This window comes from Dawidia cretensis, from assembly GCF_018598175.1.
GTDB lineage: Bacteria > Bacteroidota > Bacteroidia > Cytophagales > Cyclobacteriaceae > Ohtaekwangia > Ohtaekwangia cretensis.
This window is the reverse complement of record NZ_JAHESE010000004.1, coordinates 145,980-164,758: the sequence shown is the minus strand read 5'-3', so window position 1 is coordinate 164,758 and position 18,779 is coordinate 145,980. Positions and strand designations below refer to the sequence as shown.

Genomic DNA, 18,779 nt, shown 5'->3' with positions numbered 1-18,779 from the left:
CGCATCAGTGAATACTTTCCGGCACATGCGTCACGGGCTTATAGCCGCGGTGACGCATCGCCACGATGCCGCCCAGCAGCATGGCAACCGACGCCAGCAGGAAACCATAGTTCCACCACGCGGGCGATGCCGCCGCTTCGCGCACGTTGTGCAAACCCATCAACTGATGGTCGATCAGTCCTTCGATAATATTAAAGATCCCCCAGCCCGCCAGCAGGCCACCGGCCAGCAGCCACCCCGATTTGTCTACCTCGCGGCGCTGTGCCACGCGCCAGAGTAATATGACCCCCACGCCTACCGCTACCAGCATCAACATATGAAACACACCATCCCAGAACATATTCACACCTTTTGCAGTAAGCGTGTCGGGCGGCACCTTGGCAGAGAGCATCTGGTGCCACTGCAACAGCTGGTGAAACACAATCCCGTCCACAAAGCCACCCATACCGATACCCAGCACCAGCGAGGCAGTAATAAGCGGAGCCGGGTTCAATATGGCGCGGTACTTCTTGAAACGCCGTCGGTATGCATAGCGCATCCCCAATACCGCGGCCGCGCACAGCGCGACGATGACAAGCAAGATCGCCAGGTAATGATAAAAGCTATCATTCCACAGATCGGCCTGCAGAGCTTTGTTACACGTCACACAGCAAATCGTTTCACCATCGGTATACAGGTTTGTATTCATGCTTTATATATTTTGGATAGCGATTTCATGTACGGGTATTTCCGGATATATACTTATCGGTGCGACGCACGGCGACGCCGTGATATCCACTAAAACATAGTGCCCATGTTGCCACCGCTCCCCATTGTGTAGACTCCTATATGCCGACAAGCTCTTTTTATAGCGCCTATCGCGCGGGCCTCGTATTTGTACAGCAACATTCCATAACCAACACTGCATCAATATGAAAAAGTCAGAAAAATCTGCGGTATCAGAAGACATGTCCTCGAAGCTGGGCAAACTTTTCGAGCAAGAACTTCGCGACATCTACTGGGTTGAAAAAGCATTGCTCAAAGCCCTGCCGAAAATGGCCAAAAACGCCACATCGCAAGAGCTGATCACGGCCCTGGAAGATCACCTCGCCGAAACAGAAGAGCATGTATCGCGCGTCGAGCGCATCTTCGAATTGCTCGACAAAACACCGCGCGCAAAAAAATGCGAAGCGATGGAGGGCCTGCTGAAAGAAGCCGAAGAGGTAATGGGTGAAGCCGATGAAGGTGCCATGCGTGACGCCGCCATTATTTCCTCGGCACAAAAGGTGGAGCACTACGAGATCTCATCTTACGGCACCCTGCGCACCTTTGCACAGACCCTGCAGCTCGACGAGGCCGTCACCATTCTCGAAGGCACGCTGGAGGAAGAGAAAAAAGCAGACACGCTGCTCACCGAAGTAGCGGTGTCGAATGTCAACAACGAAGCGGCGTGGGAACCGGCAGAATAACCTTCAGACCTTTTGTTTTGTGTTTGTTTGCGTTGTATCCTCTGAGGTTAATAACAGCCCATCCGTCCGATGGGCTGTTTCATTTTATCACGCTCGTCTCAAGCTCAAGGGTTCTCACCACTTTCCCGACTGTCATAAGGCACGGGCTCCGTCGTGTCGGGTCTGTCCTGGTTCAACAATTCGCGCCCCTCCCGTATTGTCAGAATGAGCACCACAATCACCAGCACGATGGCAAACACTGCCATTGCCGTGCCGGTCCGTTTGTGAATAAGTTTCTTCTTACCCATATACTTATCTTTTTACCTTCCTTGCACATGATCATTCGGGTTACTACGGCTGCGGTAACAGCGGCGCCAATCGCCACCTTCTGAACAGTTTGATTTCCGGCTGAACTGTATCATCCAATACGACACCACTTTTAAACAACGTCGGTATAATCTTCGTCATAACAATGGGAGTTGTCGACACGTGTGCGCAGCCCACAAGCGTAAGGCCGGCGAGGGCCGGCCTTACTGTTTACAGGGTACTAATACAGCAATGAACATGGAAAAAAAACAAATATGGTCTCTTAGCGAATGGGCGGATGCACCGCATGCGGACGTCCGCGCTCCACCCTGGCATACGGATGGAGATCGGTCATGAACACCACCACGATCTCCGTCAGGCCCAGCACGACGTGCGGTATATACACATGATCGCTAAACCGGAAGATCCAGGGTGAGAGCGCCAACAGCACACCCGACGCGAAATCCAGCCACAGGTGCGTACGCATGGACAGCAGCTTGGCAACCCCCAGCTCGTAGTTCGTCAACAGGCTATATAGAATAGCGGCTGCTCCTAACCAGATCGGTGTCCAGCTCTCGGCGCCGTTGCGCCAAAAACCGAACGCCCACGGTGTAACAACCAGGAAAGCTCCCACGAGATAATCCAATATCCCGTGAATGCGGGTCGGTATAATTCTCATACGCAAGTTTTGCCGACACACGTTCAAAACAAATGCCACGCCGCCACGTAGAATTCAAACCCTGCGCAGTATATGGCACGGTACAATTTTTAACAGCAATCTTTTACAAGATTCGGATTCAACATTCCGGGATTTTCAGGATGCTTTGGAAAACGGCGTCGAAAGGAGTGCCGGGAAAGCCTTTACTTTCGTTGGGATTATTACGCACGCCTGTCGACGAATATCTACATCCAGCCGCCGCCGGCTCACATATACCCGCCTCCACAGCCCGACGGGCATCCCGGCGCAGGCCGCCGTAACTTATGCCTGACCATACGGCAGTGTAAAATGAAATACAGACCCCTTTCCGGGCCGGCTGCTCAACCCGATGGTGCCCCCATGCCGCTGAACGATGATCGTACTGATATACAATCCAAGCCCCATCCCGGGAAAGGCCTTCACGCGAGGGTCGTTGACGCGAAAGAAGCGATCGAATATCTTCGCTTTATTCGCCTCTTCGATCCCGATGCCGTAGTCCGTCACGGTCACCCTGACGCCACCTTTATCTTTGTCGGGCTCTGTAGAGACGTTGATGTCTCCACCGTCGGGCGAGTATTTTACCGCATTGGTCACCAGGTTTGTCAGCACCTGGCCAATCCGTTCTTTGTCGGCCGGGACCTCCCGCACGTCGCCGCGCTGAAATACGATCGTGTGCTTATCGGTGAGCCGCTGCAGCTCCTCCAGGCGCTCGGCGATCAGCGCGTTGATGTCGAGCTTCTCGAACTGCATCGACAGCTTGCCTGCTGTGATCTTGGTCGAATCCAGCAGGTCGCGGATGAGCACCGTCAGCCGGTCTATCTGTCCGTTCATTTTCCGCATCAGTCCGGCATTGCGGGTATCTTTCGCATGCTCAAACTTCTCTTGTAACACCTCGCCAAAAGCCCGGATACTCGTCACGGGAGTCTTCAGCTCATGGCTGGCAATGGCCATAAACTCATCCTTCTGCTCTTCCAGCGCCTTGCGCTCGGTGATGTCCTGGTACACGGCCACAGCCGACTCGGGCCTGCCCGCCGCGTTTCGGATGGCCGACACGCTCACGTTTACCCAGCGCAACGACTTGTCCTTGCAGACCAGCTGTTTTTCGACATCGAAGGGCGCGCCGTTCGTGCGCAGGCGCCCGAACTGCTCGTCGCTGTTTCTCCTGTCACCTTCGTACGTAATGTCCAGCAATGATTTGGTCAGCAGCTCCGATTCGTCAAAGCCCAGCAGCTCGCAGAACTTCCGGTTCGCCAGCGTAATCTTCCCCGACAGATCCGCCTGCACGATGCCGGCGGCCGTTTGGGCGATCATCGCCCGCAGCCGCTCCTCCGACGCGCGAAGCGCTATCTCCGAACGTTTACGCTCGGTGATGTCGAAGAATGTGATCACCACGCCGTTGATGCGGTCCTCCTCCGTGCGGTAGGGCAGCACACGCATCATATATAGCCGGTCGTTCTGCGACGATACTTCCTTCTCGACCGTTTGAAGCCGCTCCAGCACCACCTCCGCATCGGCAATGATGTCCGGGTAATGCAGCTTATTGGTGATGTCCGACAGGGGCCTGCCAATGTCGTTCGGAATGAGGTTGAACAGCACGCGTGCCGGCGGTGTAAACAGCGCCACGCGAAAGCTCCTGTCAAGAAAGATCGTACCGATGTCTACCGAGTTGATCAGGTTCTGCAGGTTGTTGTTGGCCAGCGTGATCTCTTCCACCTTCACCTTCAGCTCCTGGTTCACCGTGCTCAGCTCCTCGTTGATCGACTGCAATTCTTCCTTGCTCGTTTCCAGCTCTTCGGCAGCCGAGCGCAACTCTTCGTTCATGGCTTGCAACTCTTCGTTGGAGGCCTTCAGCTCCTCGGCCTGAAATTCGTGGTGCTCGATCGACCCCCGCAGCTGTGATTTGAGGCGCATAAGCTCGTCCTCCAACTGCCGGGCTACAGGCTCGTCGGCGCTCAGCACGACTTCGGACGGCTCCGTCTCAACGGAGGTAGGCTCGAACACCACCAGGATGATACCGTTCGCAATATCGCCTGCGCGGAATACCGGGCGAATGTGAATGTCGAGCGTCTCCGTGCGGTCGTCGAGCGTCACCTTCAGCCCGCGGGCATCTACGGCCGCCTTGCGTTGTACAGCCTGGTACAGGGCTGAGCGAAGTTCCAGCCGCAGGTCATGACGGACCATCTTCAACAGATTCTGGGTAGGCTCACCGCCGGTGATCTGCAGGTAACGCCCGGCACGCTCCGACAAGTGAATGATCTCGTATTCTTCGTTGACCACCAGCGAGGGCGGCGCATATTGCTCTAACAGCTGCTGGTGCAGGTCGCCCAGCGTCATGCGCTCGCGTACACGGTACTCTTGTGGTGTAACGATCGCGCTCGGCACGGTAATCGGCTGGCTGTAGTTAAAGCGCGGCGTGGAGTCCGGCACGGGATAGACGCGCTTAGGCGCCGGACGCGACTGAAAAATATGAAACTCGCGGCTAAAGGATGTATATAGATCCGTAGCGCTGTCCGCCGACTCCGACAAGCCCAGAAACAGGAAGCCACCCTGCCGCAAAGCGAAATGAAACGTCTCCATCACACGCTCCTGCGCCGTTTGATTGAGATAGATCAGCACGTTGCGGCAGGAGATCATATCGAGGTGCGAGAACGGCGGATCTTTAATGAAGTTGTGGTTGGCGAAGAGGATCGTCTCGCGTATTTCACGGCGAACGCGATAGCCGTCGCCTTCCTTATTGAAGAACCGGCGCAGCCGCTCGGGCGAAACGTCCGCCGCGTCGTTTATGGAGTATAGACCGTCGCGGGCAAAGGTGATCGCCGCCTCGTCGATGTCGGTGGCGAAGATCTGGATCTTGGGGCCTTCGATGACGTTGGGTATCTTCTCGGCGCACAGCATGGCCAGCGAATACGCCTCCTCGCCGGTGGCGCAGCCTGCCACCCAGATTCGCACCTGGTCGTCGGGTTTTTTGCGTTGCATGATCGCAGTCATGACCTGCTGCTCGACAACCTCGAAAGCAGCCCTGTCGCGAAAGAAGTTCGTGACCGAAATGAGCAGGTCTTTCAGCAACGCCGTAACCTCGTCGGGTTGTTGCGTAATGAAGGCGGCATAGGCAGGCAGGTCTGGCAGGTTGCGCATGTTGATGCGCCGCTCGATACGCCGCAGCAGCGTCGGGCGTTTGTAGTTGGAAAAGTCATGGCCGGTGCGCAGGCGCAGCTGCGAAAATATCTCGCGCAACGCGTGCTGTTGGTCTTCCGCGCGTTTCTCGGCGTCGACCGGTATATGGATGGTGCCCAGGTTGTTTTTGTACGCCACGATCTTGGCAGGCAGTTCCGCCACCGGCAACACTTCGTCCACCAGGTCGGTGGCGATCGCATGGCGGGGCATCTCGTTGTATTCCGCCTCCCGTGGATTTTGCACAAACGCTGCGCCACCCATTTCCTTGACGCGTTTCAAGCCCATAGAACCGTTAGAGCCGGTGCCCGACAGCACGACACAGATCGCACGCGCTCCGTGGCTTTCGGCCAGCGTCCGGAAGAATATATCGACCGGCGCGCGGCGATCGGCTTCCTGCAGATTGCGCGAGGCCGTGATATGCCCGTCGTCCATCTTCAGGTGCTGGTTGGGGGATATCACATATACATGGTCGGGACGCACGTGCGCGCGTTCCGCGACTCTAAACACGGGTATAGCAGACACTTGTTGCAGAATCTCTGGCAGCTTACTTTCATGATCAGGCGAAAGATGAAGGATCACGACATAGGCCATACCCGAAGTGGGCGGCACCCGCTGAAAAAAACTTTGCAGCGCCTGCACGCCGCCGGCCGAGGCGCCGATACCAACAATGTATAAGTCCTTGTGATTGACAGGCTGCACCTCGCCGGGAGCGGCTTTGGGTGTTGATTGTTCCATAGTGTAATCTGGAAATGCGTCCGCGCCTTTTGCACCGAAACTTTCCGCGGGAAAGATAGCGCTTTAAACGATACTATGGATTCTGGTCTTCGTCCTGCAGGGCCTGCGACGTGATCCTATCGTTCGATAGCTGCTCGTGACTCTCGGCTACCCTCCGCAGCGAGTCCGCACGTGCCCCCGCCTCCTGCGCCTTCTTGAAATACATGGCCGCGACCTTGGGCTGGTTCGCCTCGGCAAAGTGGTCGCCCATGTGGTTGAGCAGCATGACATTTTCCTGTATGCTGCGCACCGCCGCCCACAGGTTTTCCTCGATGTTCTCGCCGATGCTCGTCAGCAAGCTGTCGGCCGAAAAAGCATGGCCCGTATGACACCGGAAACGGACCCTGCCTCCTTCCACCAGTGCCGTGAGTACGCCATGACATTCGGGGCAGGTATAGGGCGACAAGGTGCCTTCGTGTAATATATCAGCGCTTGTGTTTGTATTCTCCATCGCAATATTAATCTCCAGTGTTGTACGGTCTTTATCAGCGGGTGACGGGCGGACGGGCGCCTCCTCAGACGCTATACGCACCAGCACGGGCGCCATGTCGCGCACGGGCAGCACATAGTCTGCGTCTACAGCGTTCAGCGCATTTTGCGGCATGGATGACACGTGGGCGTCGGCAGGATCCTGCACCATGGCCACGCCTCCGTATTGCTTGATCGTCCACAGGCCCGCTGATCCATCGTCCAGCGCACCCGAAAGAATGATACCGATCACACGGGAGCCATATGCCTGCGCGGCCGAACGGAACAGCGGGTCGATGGCCGGCCGGAACCGGTTTTCCTTCGGTCCCCGCGTCACGCGCAGCACGCCCTCTTCCACGAGCAGGTGGTGATCGGGCGGTGCAACATAGATCCGCCCGAATCGGAGCGGCTCTCCGTCGCGCGCATGCGCGGCCGGCAAGGTCTGATGCTTGTTTAGTGTCTGTGGCATCACACCGGGCGCATCGGCCGAGATATGCCAGACAATTAATACTACGGCATCAAAGTCTGCCGGTAAGCCTGCAACCAACGTGCGAATGGCGTCAAAGCCACCGGCCGAGGCGCCAATCACAATGATGTTACGTTTATCCATGGAATGCTCTCTGCAATACCAATGCCTGCGTGGATATGCGTATAAACCCCGACAAAAATTGTCCGGCGCGTCGCGTGGCTCGATTTTTATCTCCCTATTACCGGATTATTACCCGCGCATATCACACGCTTCTTTTTTATTTTCCATAACTTGCCTCACAACCCGATAGAAGGCCACATGAAAAAAATACTCTTCGCCGACGATGATCCCACCATCCGTGACGTCATCCACCTCATTCTCGATGACGATTACCAGGTGACCACCTTCACCCGCGGCGAACCGTTGATGAAGAACGAGTTTGAAGTGCCCGATCTGTTTTTGCTCGACCGGCAATTGTCGGACGTCGACGGTCTTGATCTCTGCCGGCATCTTAAAAAGCAGAGCGCCACGAAAAACATACCCATCATCATCATCTCCGCTTCGCCTAACATTACTGCGCTGGCGCACTCGGCCGGCGCTGACAGCGTGATCGAAAAGCCCTTTCTGATCCAGGAGCTGCGGCAAATGATCGCCAGCCATTTATAGTCACGGTCTCGCGGCGTGCGCCCCGTCGTCAGCGGGTGCCCGGGATGCCGCGGCCTTCAGGCGGGCGTCGATAAACGTCCGCAGCCTGCGCGCCGAAAACGGTTTCTCCAGGAAATCGGTGGCGCCGCGTTCCAGGCCCTCGACCGAAGCATCCTCCCCCGTATACGCCGACAGCAGGATCACCGGTATATCTTTCAAGGCCGGGGTGTTACGCACCGCGCTCACCAGGCCATAACCATCCACCACGGGCATCATCACATCCGACAGGATCAGCGCGGGGATCACTCCTGCATTCATTTTTTCAAGCGCCGTCTTCCCATTGCCGGTAGTCACCACGCGGTACTGCGGTGATAGTATATCTTCGAGGTAAGTACGCATATCGGCATTGTCTTCCGCGACCAGGATCAGCGGCCGGGCATCATCACTGTTTCCTGTCTGCGCGCGCGCGCTTAGCCGGTTATCCTCGGGCAACCAGCCGCTCGCCTCTTCTACAAAAAGCGACGACGAAGTGCCTCCTTCCAGCGGCCCGGTGGTCTCGAACACCTGCCGGGGCCGTAAGTGCGCTTTGCCCTTGCGGATCGTAACCGTAAAAGTCGTGCCCTGTCCTTCTTCGCTGTCCACTTTAATGGTGCCGCCGTGCATCTCGACAAGCTCTTTGACCAGCGCCAGGCCTATACCTGAACCTTCGTAGGCGCGGCCGCGCGCATTGTCGAAGCGGGCGAACCGTTCAAAGATGCGGCTCACGTTACGGGTCGCGATGCCGATGCCCGTGTCGCGCACGATCAGCTGTATATAAAATTTCTTTGCGCGGACCCGCACGTCGATCTTGCCCTGGTGTGTAAACTTGAAAGCGTTCGACAGCAGGTTCAGCACAATCTTTTCCCACATGTCGCGGTTCACGTAGGCAGGTTCGGGCAGCGGGTCGGTCTTGATGACGAGCTTGAGCCCCGCCTGCTCGATCAGCGGCCGAAAGTTGGCGGCAATCTCGGCCGTAAATTCAGCCAGCCGGGTAGGCTGATAGACCGCGTCCAGGCGACCGGCCTCGACACGCGAAAAGTCCAGCAGGCTGTTTACCAGCTTCTGCAGGCGCACCACATTGCGTTCGGCAATGGTTAACCGCTGACGCTGCTCCGGCGTCAGGTTGGTACCCTGCCCGATCACATCGCGCAACGGGCCGACGATCAATGTCAGCGGTGTACGAAATTCATGGCTTACGTTTCCAAAGAAGCGGGTCTTGGCGCGATCCGCTTCTTGAAGCCGCTCATTGAGAGCGTGCAGCTGCCGCTCGCTGGCCTGGCGCGCCGTCACATCGCTCAGCAGCATCGCCACTTCGCGCCCTTCGGACCCGCCCATGGCGAACGCATATACTTCGTAGTACCGGGGGTCTTCCCTACCCTCCGGCATGACAAACCGCATCGACGTTTGCGTGGCGATGATCTGCGCGTACGCGCGGATCCACGGCTGTGGATCCGTGTGCCACAGGCTGCGCATGCTCATGCCCGCCACGTTGGCAAGGCCCGTCAATTTTTCAAACGCGGGGTTCACCTGCAGGTATACAAAATCCACCGGCGCGCCCGCCTCGTCGTAGAGCATCCTGACAATGGCAAAGCCCTGGTCGATCGAGCGGAACAGCACGTTATACTGTTCTTGCGCGCGCTGCGCCAGCTGTCGGTTCATGCTGATGATCTGCTCCTGTTTTTTCTTCGCCAGCGTGATGTCTTCCGCGCTCACAATGATATAGTTCAGCGAGCGCACGTATACCTGCCGAAACCAGCCGCGCAGGTTGTGGTTCTCGTAATATACTTCGTTGCTTTCCCGCTCGCCCGTGGCCAGCACCCGCCGCATCACCTCCAGCACACCGTTGCCGGCCGCCGACGGAAAGACCTCCGTATACCGCCTGCCTACTACGTACTGGCCTTGCGCCAGCGCCATCAGCAACTTGTTGGCCATGACCCACTCAAAATCTTCCACTGTGCCCCCCGGGCCCGGCACCGCCCGTACCACGCTGAGCGCGACGATATCCGACTGGATCACGGCCTCCATCAAACGCTGCTGCTCCTGCATGGACCTGACCGGTAATGCGTGGTGTGCGCCATCTGTATCCACAGGCGCCCCATACACGTCCGGACCGGTCTCCTTAAACATGCCGCGCAGCTGCAGCGATTTTACCTGGCCGTCGGCGGCGATCAACCGAATGTCAGTCTCGCAAGGCGTGTCATCACTATACTCCATGATTGCCTGGAACGCTTCCAGGTCGTCGGGATAGATCAGGTGATTGCTGTCGTCTACCTGCACCAGGTAATCGAAGCTGACCGGCAACCCGAACGGCGAAATACATTGCGCCGAGGGTTCAGTGACCTGCCAGGGGCCGCCGAAATACCGTATACCGGAAGGCACAACAAAGCGCAGCATGGCGCGGTCGGTTACAAAGGTGTTGTTGGAATAGGGGGCTGGTTCCATCTCTTTTTTGTCTAGCGTTTTCATACACGTTGGGTTCGTTACCCTGTGCCGCCGGAAAACCCATGTCCCGAGCCGCAGTATGTATGGTACTTTATTTTATTTCCTCGCCGGTGATGGCATTTTGCCATTCCGTGGCGTGACAGTTGCTACAGCGCTCCGCGGTGCGTGTGTTCCCACACCGCGCGCATACCTGCACGTCGGCGGAGACGCCCTGCTCGGCGATAAACTCAGTGTCCCAGGTAGGGATCAGGGTAAGCCCGGGGCGCGCAAACTCGTTACGGATCAGCGTAAAAAATCCGCCTGCCTCGAAATATACCCGTTTTACCTGGCCCAGGTGCGTCAGGCCCTCCGACCGCAGGTGGGCGAAGAGCCGCTCGCGGGTAATGCTTGTCCGCGAAAGCTCCGGCAGCTGTAGCACCGAGTCTTGCACGAGCGTACCCAGCTTGTCCTGCGACAGGCTCTCGAACCGCTCGCTCCGGCAGGCCCACCGTGAGATGAGCCGGCCCAGCATGACCACAATGATGGCGATGATCAACGCCGGCAGCAGGCCGCGGTCGGGCGCCTGAATGGGTACGCCCGTGGCTGCCGCCAGGCTGGTCATGGCAATCATCTCGTTGCGGCTCAGCTGGCCGGCCATGCGCTTGCCCAGCAGGCGCATACTGGTGATCAGCACCGTAAAAACGAAGACAGCACGGATCACTGCTTCGATCAAAAATGCCCCCGGCACCTGGCCTATAAAGATCCGCCAGGCGTCGTATAGATGTATCTCTTCAGGCTGCATAGGTCATCGTATAGCGTGAACAAATGTATTATTACCACATACGGAGCACACCGTCCGCGCATCGTGGGGTACATGGCCGCAGGTCTGGCAAACGGTAGCACCTTCCGCCGAGGCCTTATGCTGCTCGAACAATGCCGTGTCCTCCGGCGGAAAAACCGCCAGTCCCGGCTGCGCGTCGGTGGCCCGGAATACGCTGAAAATCCCGCCGGCCTCCAGGTATACACGTTTCACCTGGCCCAACTGGCGGATCTGGTGGCCTCGCAGCAAGGCAAACAGCTGCTGCGTCGATACGCGCTCTTTTCTCATCTGTTCGAGTTGTAGTACACCATTCTTTACCAACAAGCTCGAGCTACCTTGTGTCAGGCGCTCAAATGCCGGAAAGCGGTAGGCCAGCTTGTTCATCAGCCGGTGGAAAAACATCGCGCTGACCAGGATGATCAATGCCGTTAAAATCCCCCGGTCCGGAATCTGAATCGGCGATCCGATGATAGCACCCAACATTACCAGCAACGCCATTTCTACCAGCGTCACCTGGCCGCTCATGCGTTTGCCCAGCAATCGCATCACAATCAATACCACAGCGTAGATGATCAGTGTCCGCACCAGCACCTCCAGCAAAAATTCCGGCGGCGCGTTTCCGATCAGGATCCGCCGTATGTCCTCTAAATATATCTCTTCCTTTTTCACTGCCCAACACCTTTTATGTATATCCGTTCCGGGAAATGCGCAAGAAAAGAGAATGCCGCAGGTGTTATCCACACAATGGCTGTCCAAAATTCAGCATGGCACAATTTTTACATCTTGATTTGCCGCAATTTCCCTCCTGCATGTTCAACAATCAGCACCACATCGCTAACAAAAACAACTGGAGCAAACGCACAAAAATATCTACAAACACTTGACGGATAAATTCTGTCGGCCCCAATCGGAATACTTACCCTAGTACAGGGCCGCCGCAAGGGCACAATTTTTAGGATATCCATCGACCGACCGTGTCCGGGTTAACCCGGATCACTGTCATTGACGAGCACCTATAGCATACTACTTCATGCAACTGAGCTTCGACACCTCCATTGCCTCGTCTGAAAACGCCCTGAACCCACAGCGCGAGCAGGCCGCCTACGAGGCACTTTGGGACCGGCCCGGCATGTCGATGAAAAAACTGGCGGCGCTCTTTGCCCGTCACCCGGGGCATCGACCATCGTCGTTCGTAGCACAGTCGGATGTAGCCCGCTATATGGATTACCTGCAAACGATCACCAACCCTTCCCAACGAGGTGATATACTACTGCACGGCATGGCGTCCTATCCACAACGCCTGCGCGATGCTGAGCACCCGGTCGAGCTGCTGTACTATCGTGGTGACCTAAGCCTGTTACACACGCGTATGGTTACCGTGGTCGGCACACGACACCCTACGCCGGCCGGCCTCGCGCGCACGACAAAGCTCGTTACACAGCTCGTCCACGACGGTGTCACGATCGTCTCCGGTCTGGCGGCAGGCATCGATGCGGCGGCGCACCGCGTTGCATTGGAAAACAACGGCCGGACGATCGGTATCATCGGCACGCCGCTCAACCGAGCCTACCCCGCCGAGCATGCCGCCCTGCAAGAGACTATCGCCCAACAACACCTGCTGATCAGCCCCGTGCCCTACTGGCGCCACCGCCAGCAGGACTATAAACAGAACAGTAAGTTTTTTCCGGAACGGAACAAGGTAAGCGCCGCGCTAAGTGAAGCCTCTATTATCGTCGAAGCCGGCGATCTGTCGGGAACGTTGGGATTGGGCCGCGCGGCGCTATATCAGAAACGGAAGTTGTTTGTCCTGGAGAGCAGCCTCTCCGATCCCTCGCTCCACTGGCCGAAGCAATTCGAGGCAATGGGCGCGATTATCGTCAGAAGCTATGATGATATTCGGAAAGCGCTTGGATTGTAATTGCGCTACGCCCTCTTCAAAAACACCAACACTCCCAACACTGACACCGTCAACACCCCGAAAGCAGACAGCAGCATCATACTATCCCGCACATTCTTCCCGGCCCAATCCATCAGCAGGAACTTATGAAAGATCGCAAACGAATAACCCTCTATACGATCCGTAGCATCAATACTCGCCGCCAACCGCGACGTAGCCGTCTCCACATAGAGCGCAAGGTCATCCGGCGTATCATATTGCAGGCGCACCACCGGCAGCCGCTTGAACACAAATCCATACTCCCGGCTTTCAAACTTCGGCACAACCTCTGCCTTCAACAGCGTTGCATCCTGATCAACACCCGAGCTTTGCACATCCCCCATTTCTTCACAACAGGCAGCCGTCATGCTCGTGGCACCGCTCAGCACAGCCAGGAACTTCTTACCCAAAAATTTAGCATACGCGATATTGCCGTTTTCCCACACCTTGCCATCGGCCGCATCCAGGTAGATAGTTTGTGCGGGCTCGTCGTCATTGGGTAGATAAAACGCCTGGAAATAATCGTGTTTGCTCTTTCTGACGATAGACAGATTGTGCAGCCGCTCCCAGTCAACGTCCAGCGCAAGCGATGCGGTGGCGAGCTCACGCGTGAGGATCGCCGGCTCGTATATCATCTCGGGTAGAACATTCGGCTCCAGCTTGCGCGTAGCGTGAAATGCACCGCTGAAGGTAAACGTCAGCGTGATAAAGGCCGTGGCAATACCGATCTGCCGGTGATACTTTCGGATGCCCTTCTTCTCATTCGTGCTGGAGAGCTTTTTAAACCGGTCCCAGAACAACCCATAGATCACGATCCCCGTAACGGCCGACGCCAGAATCACACCCAGCAACAATACCATGATTGTAATCCGCCATGTATTATTGGTGATATTGCCAAGGAACGACCAGTTGTGAAAATTATCAAACACCCACAGAAATGCCTTGCGCGATGTTGTATTAAAAGTACCCAACCGGCCCGACGCCGTTTCTACGTATACATCCATGCCATCCGGCCGGTCGAAGCTAACCTTCCAAACCGGCAGGTACCGGTTTACATACTTGTATTGCTGGTCGAATTGTTTTTGAACAGTAATAGATGTAGCGGCGCTCGTTTGATCATCGAGGAAATAACGCGCCATAAACTCCGCGTATTTTTTATCCCCGTCCTGCAACAGCTCGCCGGTGGCCGCATGGAAATACCGCAGGTATCCGTCGATCCCCTTCACCTGGTAAAACGTCTGGCCATTGAAGGCGATTATGCGAAAGTTCTTGAAGTCGGCGACCTTATTCTTCGTCAGCACCTCTTGCAGGGACAGCGTGATCTGCGTCTTCTCCAGCACCTTCGGCGGCATAAATTCGCGTGCGATCGTCGGCTTGAACCAATGCGACAGAAACGGGTGCATCAACCCCGATAGGCACCAGAAAATGACGGGTATGATCGTCACCAGGCCGATCGTGCGATGCCATGTATAGATCTTACGCCGAAGCGTTGCGGTGAGATTACCCGCCGTGGCGGATGCCCCGGATGTGTTGGGCGCGGCGTCTGCCTGTTGAAAAGCGGCCATTGATTTGTTTTCCATTGCCCTTATTTTTTACCGGTAAAATTGTATTGAATGCCAAACACGAACGTACGCGGCGCCGCCGGCGTGTAGGTTGTGCGGTCGGTCGCGTTGTTGCCACGGGACGCACTGGGCGAATACAGCACATCGCCTATGTTCATCACATTGCTATAGACCTCCACGCCCTTCCACTGATAGCCTATGCGATAGTTGACAACGTCAAACCCATCATATCGAACCGTATTGATCTGATTCTGATAATAGCTGCCCACGTGTTGCCACTCGATCGACGTACGGAGGTTTTTCACAAACGCCGGGTAATAATAGAACTCGGTATTCCAGCTCCACCTTGGCGCCGTAGGCATGTCGAAACCGCCGAGATTCTGATACTGGTCGGTCGACCGCGTGCTGATCTGAAAATCTTCAAACCGGTGCAGCGCATGGGTACCGCCAAAGCGGAAGAAAAACTGTTGAGTCGGCTTCACCGTAAGGCCCAGCTCCACGCCGCGGTGCAACGTCTTGCCGGCCGATTGATAGTCGGTTGAGTTGTCGGGCTGACGGATGCTCAACAGCTCGTTAGTACCGTTCATTTGGTACAGTGCTACATCCACGTATACCTTGTTCTCCCACCATGCGGCCCAGCCACCGACCTCGTAGTTTTGAAACTGCGCGGGCTTCAGGTTGTAATAAAACTCCGCCGGCTCCGTATTGGGCTTGCGACGGAAGATGGACGTCAACGCGGGGGGCGAAAAACCTTGTGAGTAATTGGCATATAATCCCTTGTCTTTCGCAAGCTCATAGGTCAGTCCGATTTTCGGCGTCACTTTGCTATACGACTTGCTACCGTCGGAGCTCTCCAGGTAGTTGTCGTACGTAAAAGACATACGGTCATACCGTGCGCCTGCCGAGAATCGCAGACTCTTGATCGGCGAAAAATCGTATTGCACATAGCCGGCGGCATTCCGGATCTTCGCCGCGTAGTCGGCAAGTTGAATGTCGGGGCGCTCCTGCGCGAGGGTATAGTGCTCCACCGATTTGCCGTCGGCACGCAGCTGCGCGTTCAGGTCGATCTGGTACGACCAATAGTCATTGGGTGAATAGTCGTACATACCGCCGGCAATCAGCCGCGCGTCCAGGAATAAAAACTGCTGGCTGTGCTGCGCCAGGATCCCGTAGCTCTTGAAGTTATTGGAATTGATCTCACCGCGCGCCTTTGTCGGGTCGTTGGTCGCACTCGGTGTCGGATTCCAGCGAATGCCATACGATGGATTTTGACCGTGCTCATTGTTGCGGTTAAAGAGGGTGACAAAGGTCTTCGAGCCACGATGCCAATCGTGCTCGAGGGTAAGCCGCGACCGGTTGGCATCGGACTTCCGGTATGTAAAGTCCGTGGTGCTGACATATTGCCGGCTGAAGAAGGCCACGCTGTCTACGCTTCCGGCGGTATTCGAGAAGTACTTACCATAGATAAAGTTTCCGATCAGGCGCGTGCGGGAAGTAAAATGATATTCCAGGCGCGCATTCACCGTGGTCTTGTCATAGTCGGAGTTGGCCATCCAGGAGTTAGTCTGTTCACTACGCATACCCGCGATATAGAAACCAAATTTACCCGTGCGAGCCCCCGCGCTTACTTGCAGGCGGCGGTAACCGAAGTTGTCGAATTGAATACCCACCTTCGCCGTAGGCACGGCAGTGGGCCGTTGCATGATGAAGTTGATGGCGCCGCCGATGGCCTCCGCACCGTAGATGGAAGAGGCAGGGCCTTTGATTACCTCCACGGAGCTCAGCGCAAACTGGTTGATCTCCAGCAAGGCGTTGTGGTTAAATACGCCCAGCGGCCGAATCGGCACACCGTCCTCCAGGTACAGAAAATAGCCGTTGGTGGTCATCGGCTGTCGGATGGCCATGGCGTGTTGCTCGTTGTTATAGTTCACCATCAGCACACCCGGCACTTTGTTGAGCGCTTCCACCAACTGGGTGGGTTTGGTCTCGTCCAGGAGCTTCGGCGACAGCTTGGAAATGGCAACGGGGGTTTCCGTGCGCAGGGTAGCCTCGCGGTTGGCCGTCACCACCACGCTTTGCATCTCCTGCGCGTTGGGCACCAGGGCAATGGTAAGTGGCCCGTTACCGGCCTGTAGCTCCTGCGTGTCATAGCCCACCATGGAGATCCTGACGAGCGGGGTTTCTTCCGTGCTGGTCAATTCAAATTGGCCCGCAGCGTTGGTGAAAGTGCCCACCTGTGCGTTTGACACCAGCTGTACCGTAGCGCCGATGCTGGACTCTTTGGTCTCGGCATCGTAAATTTTTCCGCGAATAACGTTTTGACCGAAGGTCGATATACTAAAAAGGCAGAGCCCTAAAAGGGTATAAAATGTTCGATTCATGAATCCTGTGCATAAATAAAATGAAATACATAAGGGTCGCTTCCGCGTCAATGCACGGAAGGCTGGTCAGGCGAATAGCGCCTGGAGCTTATGCCAGGATGGCGGGCGGATGGAAGATAGACCGGAGGCACCCTTGTAAAGGGCTGCTCCAACAGGAGGTATGGGTTGCGTTGTTACCTACTTCTTTCGCCGCGAGATCGGGAATCTCTGCCGCAACGCAGAACAGGTTAATTTCAAAAGCCATCGGCAAGGTTTGCCGGGCAGCATCGTCATTCTCCGAAACGTGTATAGACAGGCCGTCACTGAAATCGTACTCACTGCTACACATCGCAATGGGCACTTCGGTAATCAGGCCCAGGGCAAAAGCGATCTCATGACGTTGTTGTTGCAGGTAAGAAAGGAAACCAACGCGACTCGCACAATGCAGCATCATGCACGTCAAAATCAGCATAACCATCCCTTTCCTAAACATGCCGCAAAGATAGCGGCCGAAACCTGACAATCAAACGACGGTTGTAAGACACTGTCTTACAACTAATTGGCTATCGCTACGGGCTTGCAAGCGTCCCGCTTGCCGGCGCAAGTTTCAGCACCAAGCGTTAGCGCGGGTGCGGAACTTGTGACTGAAACTGCGGCCATACAGTTTCAGTCACAAGTCCCGCGCTGCGCGCTCAGACTTGCGCCAGCAATCCCGAGCAGTTGCACTATAAACACCATTGAAATACTTATACTATAGTAGATATACACACCGGAAATATCCGGTATACTATAAAATGTTTCAATAAACAGAAAATAAATATATCCGATTCTTACAACCCTCCGTCTGGATACTCCGTTTTGACGTACTAAAGCTGCATGTTTCTTTTTATATACATGCGCTATTAACCGATGACTTCTATGTTCGTTCTTCTTGTTACACCCGTGAATGCCCTGAGTAATCAGCATACTTTCTCTGCTGCGTATCGCATTACGCACGGGTAAAAACTACCGATCCATACTCTTAAAAACTCCCTCCCTTCTCCTGCAGGTGGCATCTGCATGGGAAGCTGTTCCATTGCCATACGGGAACGATATGTTCCCAACGTTAAATCCTATTTCTTATGGAAACACTGCGGAATGCAGAACCAAATGACGTGCGCAACATTTTGCGGCACGCTGTACAAACCCTTCGGGCAACGGTTGCGCCGAAACAACTTTCGTCCGAGGATCTCAGCGATGCCGTCGCTACGCTGGTGCAGGAATTTTACCAGGAGGCGCCCCCCAAGCCCATGCGCCCCGTGAACGTAGACAAGGGCCGCACACAGCGTGCGATCAGCGTGCGCATGACACGGGTCGTACTTGGCGCGCTGCTGCATGTGGCCGCCGCGCAGGACATCATTGCGTTCAAAAATCCGCCAGATCTATGCCGCCGTATAGCGCCCGGGGTATCGACGCTCGGCCTGGACAGCCTGCAGCCTGAAAGCCTGTTGCGGGCGTTCCGCTATCCGACAGCGGCCGCATTCCGCAGAGTACTGACTCTCTGCACGAAAATAATCGATTATATAAAAGCTAATCGCCTGGCTGAGTAAATAGTACTAATACCGAGGTATATAATATTGCCGGCGAAGGCGATAGAAGCCGGGGGAGGGAAACCTCCCCTTTTCTACCCAATTCTACCCAT

At 55.8% G+C, this 18,779-nt stretch carries 15 protein-coding genes; 4 read left to right on the top strand and 11 right to left on the bottom strand.

Features of this window, described 5'->3' with window-relative positions; genetic code table 11:
* Positions 1–4: 4 nt before the first annotated feature.
* Positions 5–688, bottom strand: coding sequence for a DUF2243 domain-containing protein (locus tag KK062_RS07015; RefSeq protein ID WP_254083554.1), 684 nt, complete (start codon positions 686–688; stop codon positions 5–7).
* 223 nt (positions 689–911) lie between these two features.
* Here KK062_RS07015 and KK062_RS07010 point away from each other — a divergent pair, with 223 nt between their 5' ends.
* Positions 912–1,448 carry a YciE/YciF ferroxidase family protein gene (locus KK062_RS07010; protein WP_254083553.1) on the top strand — a complete coding sequence of 179 codons (537 nt, stop codon included), beginning with the start codon at positions 912–914 and terminating at the stop codon, positions 1,446–1,448.
* Between the two features lie 104 nt (positions 1,449–1,552).
* On the opposite strand, the gene KK062_RS07005 is transcribed toward KK062_RS07010, so the two are convergent.
* The 4 genes from KK062_RS07005 to KK062_RS06990 all read right to left on the bottom strand — a co-directional run bounded on the left by KK062_RS07005 (position 1,553) and on the right by KK062_RS06990 (position 7,456).
* Complete coding sequence (locus tag KK062_RS07005; protein WP_254083552.1) at positions 1,553–1,735, bottom strand: hypothetical protein; 183 nt, start codon at positions 1,733–1,735, stop codon at positions 1,553–1,555.
* Positions 1,736–2,016: 281 nt separating this feature from the next.
* Positions 2,017–2,412, bottom strand: a complete 396-nt coding sequence (locus KK062_RS07000) for an SPW repeat domain-containing protein (RefSeq protein WP_254083551.1) — start codon at positions 2,410–2,412, stop codon at positions 2,017–2,019.
* Positions 2,413–2,712: 300 nt separating this feature from the next.
* Positions 2,713–6,339 carry a CheR family methyltransferase gene (locus tag KK062_RS06995; protein ID WP_254083550.1) on the bottom strand — a complete coding sequence of 1,209 codons (3,627 nt, stop codon included), beginning with the start codon at positions 6,337–6,339 and terminating at the stop codon, positions 2,713–2,715.
* A 73-nt stretch (positions 6,340–6,412) separates the two neighbouring features.
* Positions 6,413–7,456 (bottom strand): chemotaxis protein CheB, encoded by a 1,044-nt coding sequence (locus tag KK062_RS06990; protein ID WP_254083549.1) that lies wholly within the window; start codon positions 7,454–7,456, stop codon positions 6,413–6,415.
* 177 nt (positions 7,457–7,633) lie between these two features.
* On the opposite strand from KK062_RS06990, the gene KK062_RS06985 reads away from it, so the two are divergent.
* Entirely contained in the window at positions 7,634–7,981 is a 348-nt protein-coding gene (locus tag KK062_RS06985; protein WP_254083548.1) for a response regulator transcription factor, read from the top strand.
* On the opposite strand, the gene KK062_RS06980 is transcribed toward KK062_RS06985, so the two are convergent.
* The 3 genes from KK062_RS06980 to KK062_RS30900 form a co-directional block, all read right to left on the bottom strand.
* The gene (locus KK062_RS06980; RefSeq protein ID WP_254083547.1) at positions 7,982–10,465 is read right to left on the bottom strand and encodes a hybrid sensor histidine kinase/response regulator; all 2,484 of its coding nucleotides are present in this window, start codon (positions 10,463–10,465) and stop codon (positions 7,982–7,984) included.
* A 67-nt stretch (positions 10,466–10,532) separates the two neighbouring features.
* A complete protein-coding gene (locus KK062_RS06975) occupies positions 10,533–11,222 on the bottom strand; it encodes a DUF421 domain-containing protein (protein WP_254083546.1) in 690 nt (229 codons plus the stop codon).
* Between the two features lie 3 nt (positions 11,223–11,225).
* A complete protein-coding gene (locus KK062_RS30900; protein WP_254083545.1) occupies positions 11,226–11,909 on the bottom strand; it encodes a DUF421 domain-containing protein in 684 nt (227 codons plus the stop codon).
* 361 nt (positions 11,910–12,270) lie between these two features.
* Here KK062_RS30900 and KK062_RS06965 point away from each other — a divergent pair, with 361 nt between their 5' ends.
* Entirely contained in the window at positions 12,271–13,158 is an 888-nt protein-coding gene (locus KK062_RS06965) for a DNA-processing protein DprA (protein WP_254083544.1), read from the top strand.
* 5 nt (positions 13,159–13,163) lie between these two features.
* Here KK062_RS06965 and KK062_RS06960 read toward each other — a convergent pair whose 3' ends face one another.
* From KK062_RS06960 to KK062_RS06950, 3 genes are all read right to left on the bottom strand, one after another.
* Positions 13,164–14,756, bottom strand: coding sequence for a PepSY domain-containing protein (locus KK062_RS06960; RefSeq protein WP_254083543.1), 1,593 nt, complete (start codon positions 14,754–14,756; stop codon positions 13,164–13,166).
* 5 nt (positions 14,757–14,761) lie between these two features.
* Positions 14,762–17,119 (bottom strand): TonB-dependent receptor, encoded by a 2,358-nt coding sequence (locus tag KK062_RS06955; RefSeq protein ID WP_254083542.1) that lies wholly within the window; start codon positions 17,117–17,119, stop codon positions 14,762–14,764.
* Positions 17,120–17,207: 88 nt separating this feature from the next.
* The gene (locus tag KK062_RS06950) at positions 17,208–17,552 is read right to left on the bottom strand and encodes a hypothetical protein (RefSeq protein WP_254083541.1); all 345 of its coding nucleotides are present in this window, start codon (positions 17,550–17,552) and stop codon (positions 17,208–17,210) included.
* 667 nt (positions 17,553–18,219) lie between these two features.
* Here KK062_RS06950 and KK062_RS06945 point away from each other — a divergent pair.
* Positions 18,220–18,687 carry a hypothetical protein gene (locus KK062_RS06945; RefSeq protein WP_254083540.1) on the top strand — a complete coding sequence of 156 codons (468 nt, stop codon included), beginning with the start codon at positions 18,220–18,222 and terminating at the stop codon, positions 18,685–18,687.
* Positions 18,688–18,779 lie beyond the last annotated feature (92 nt).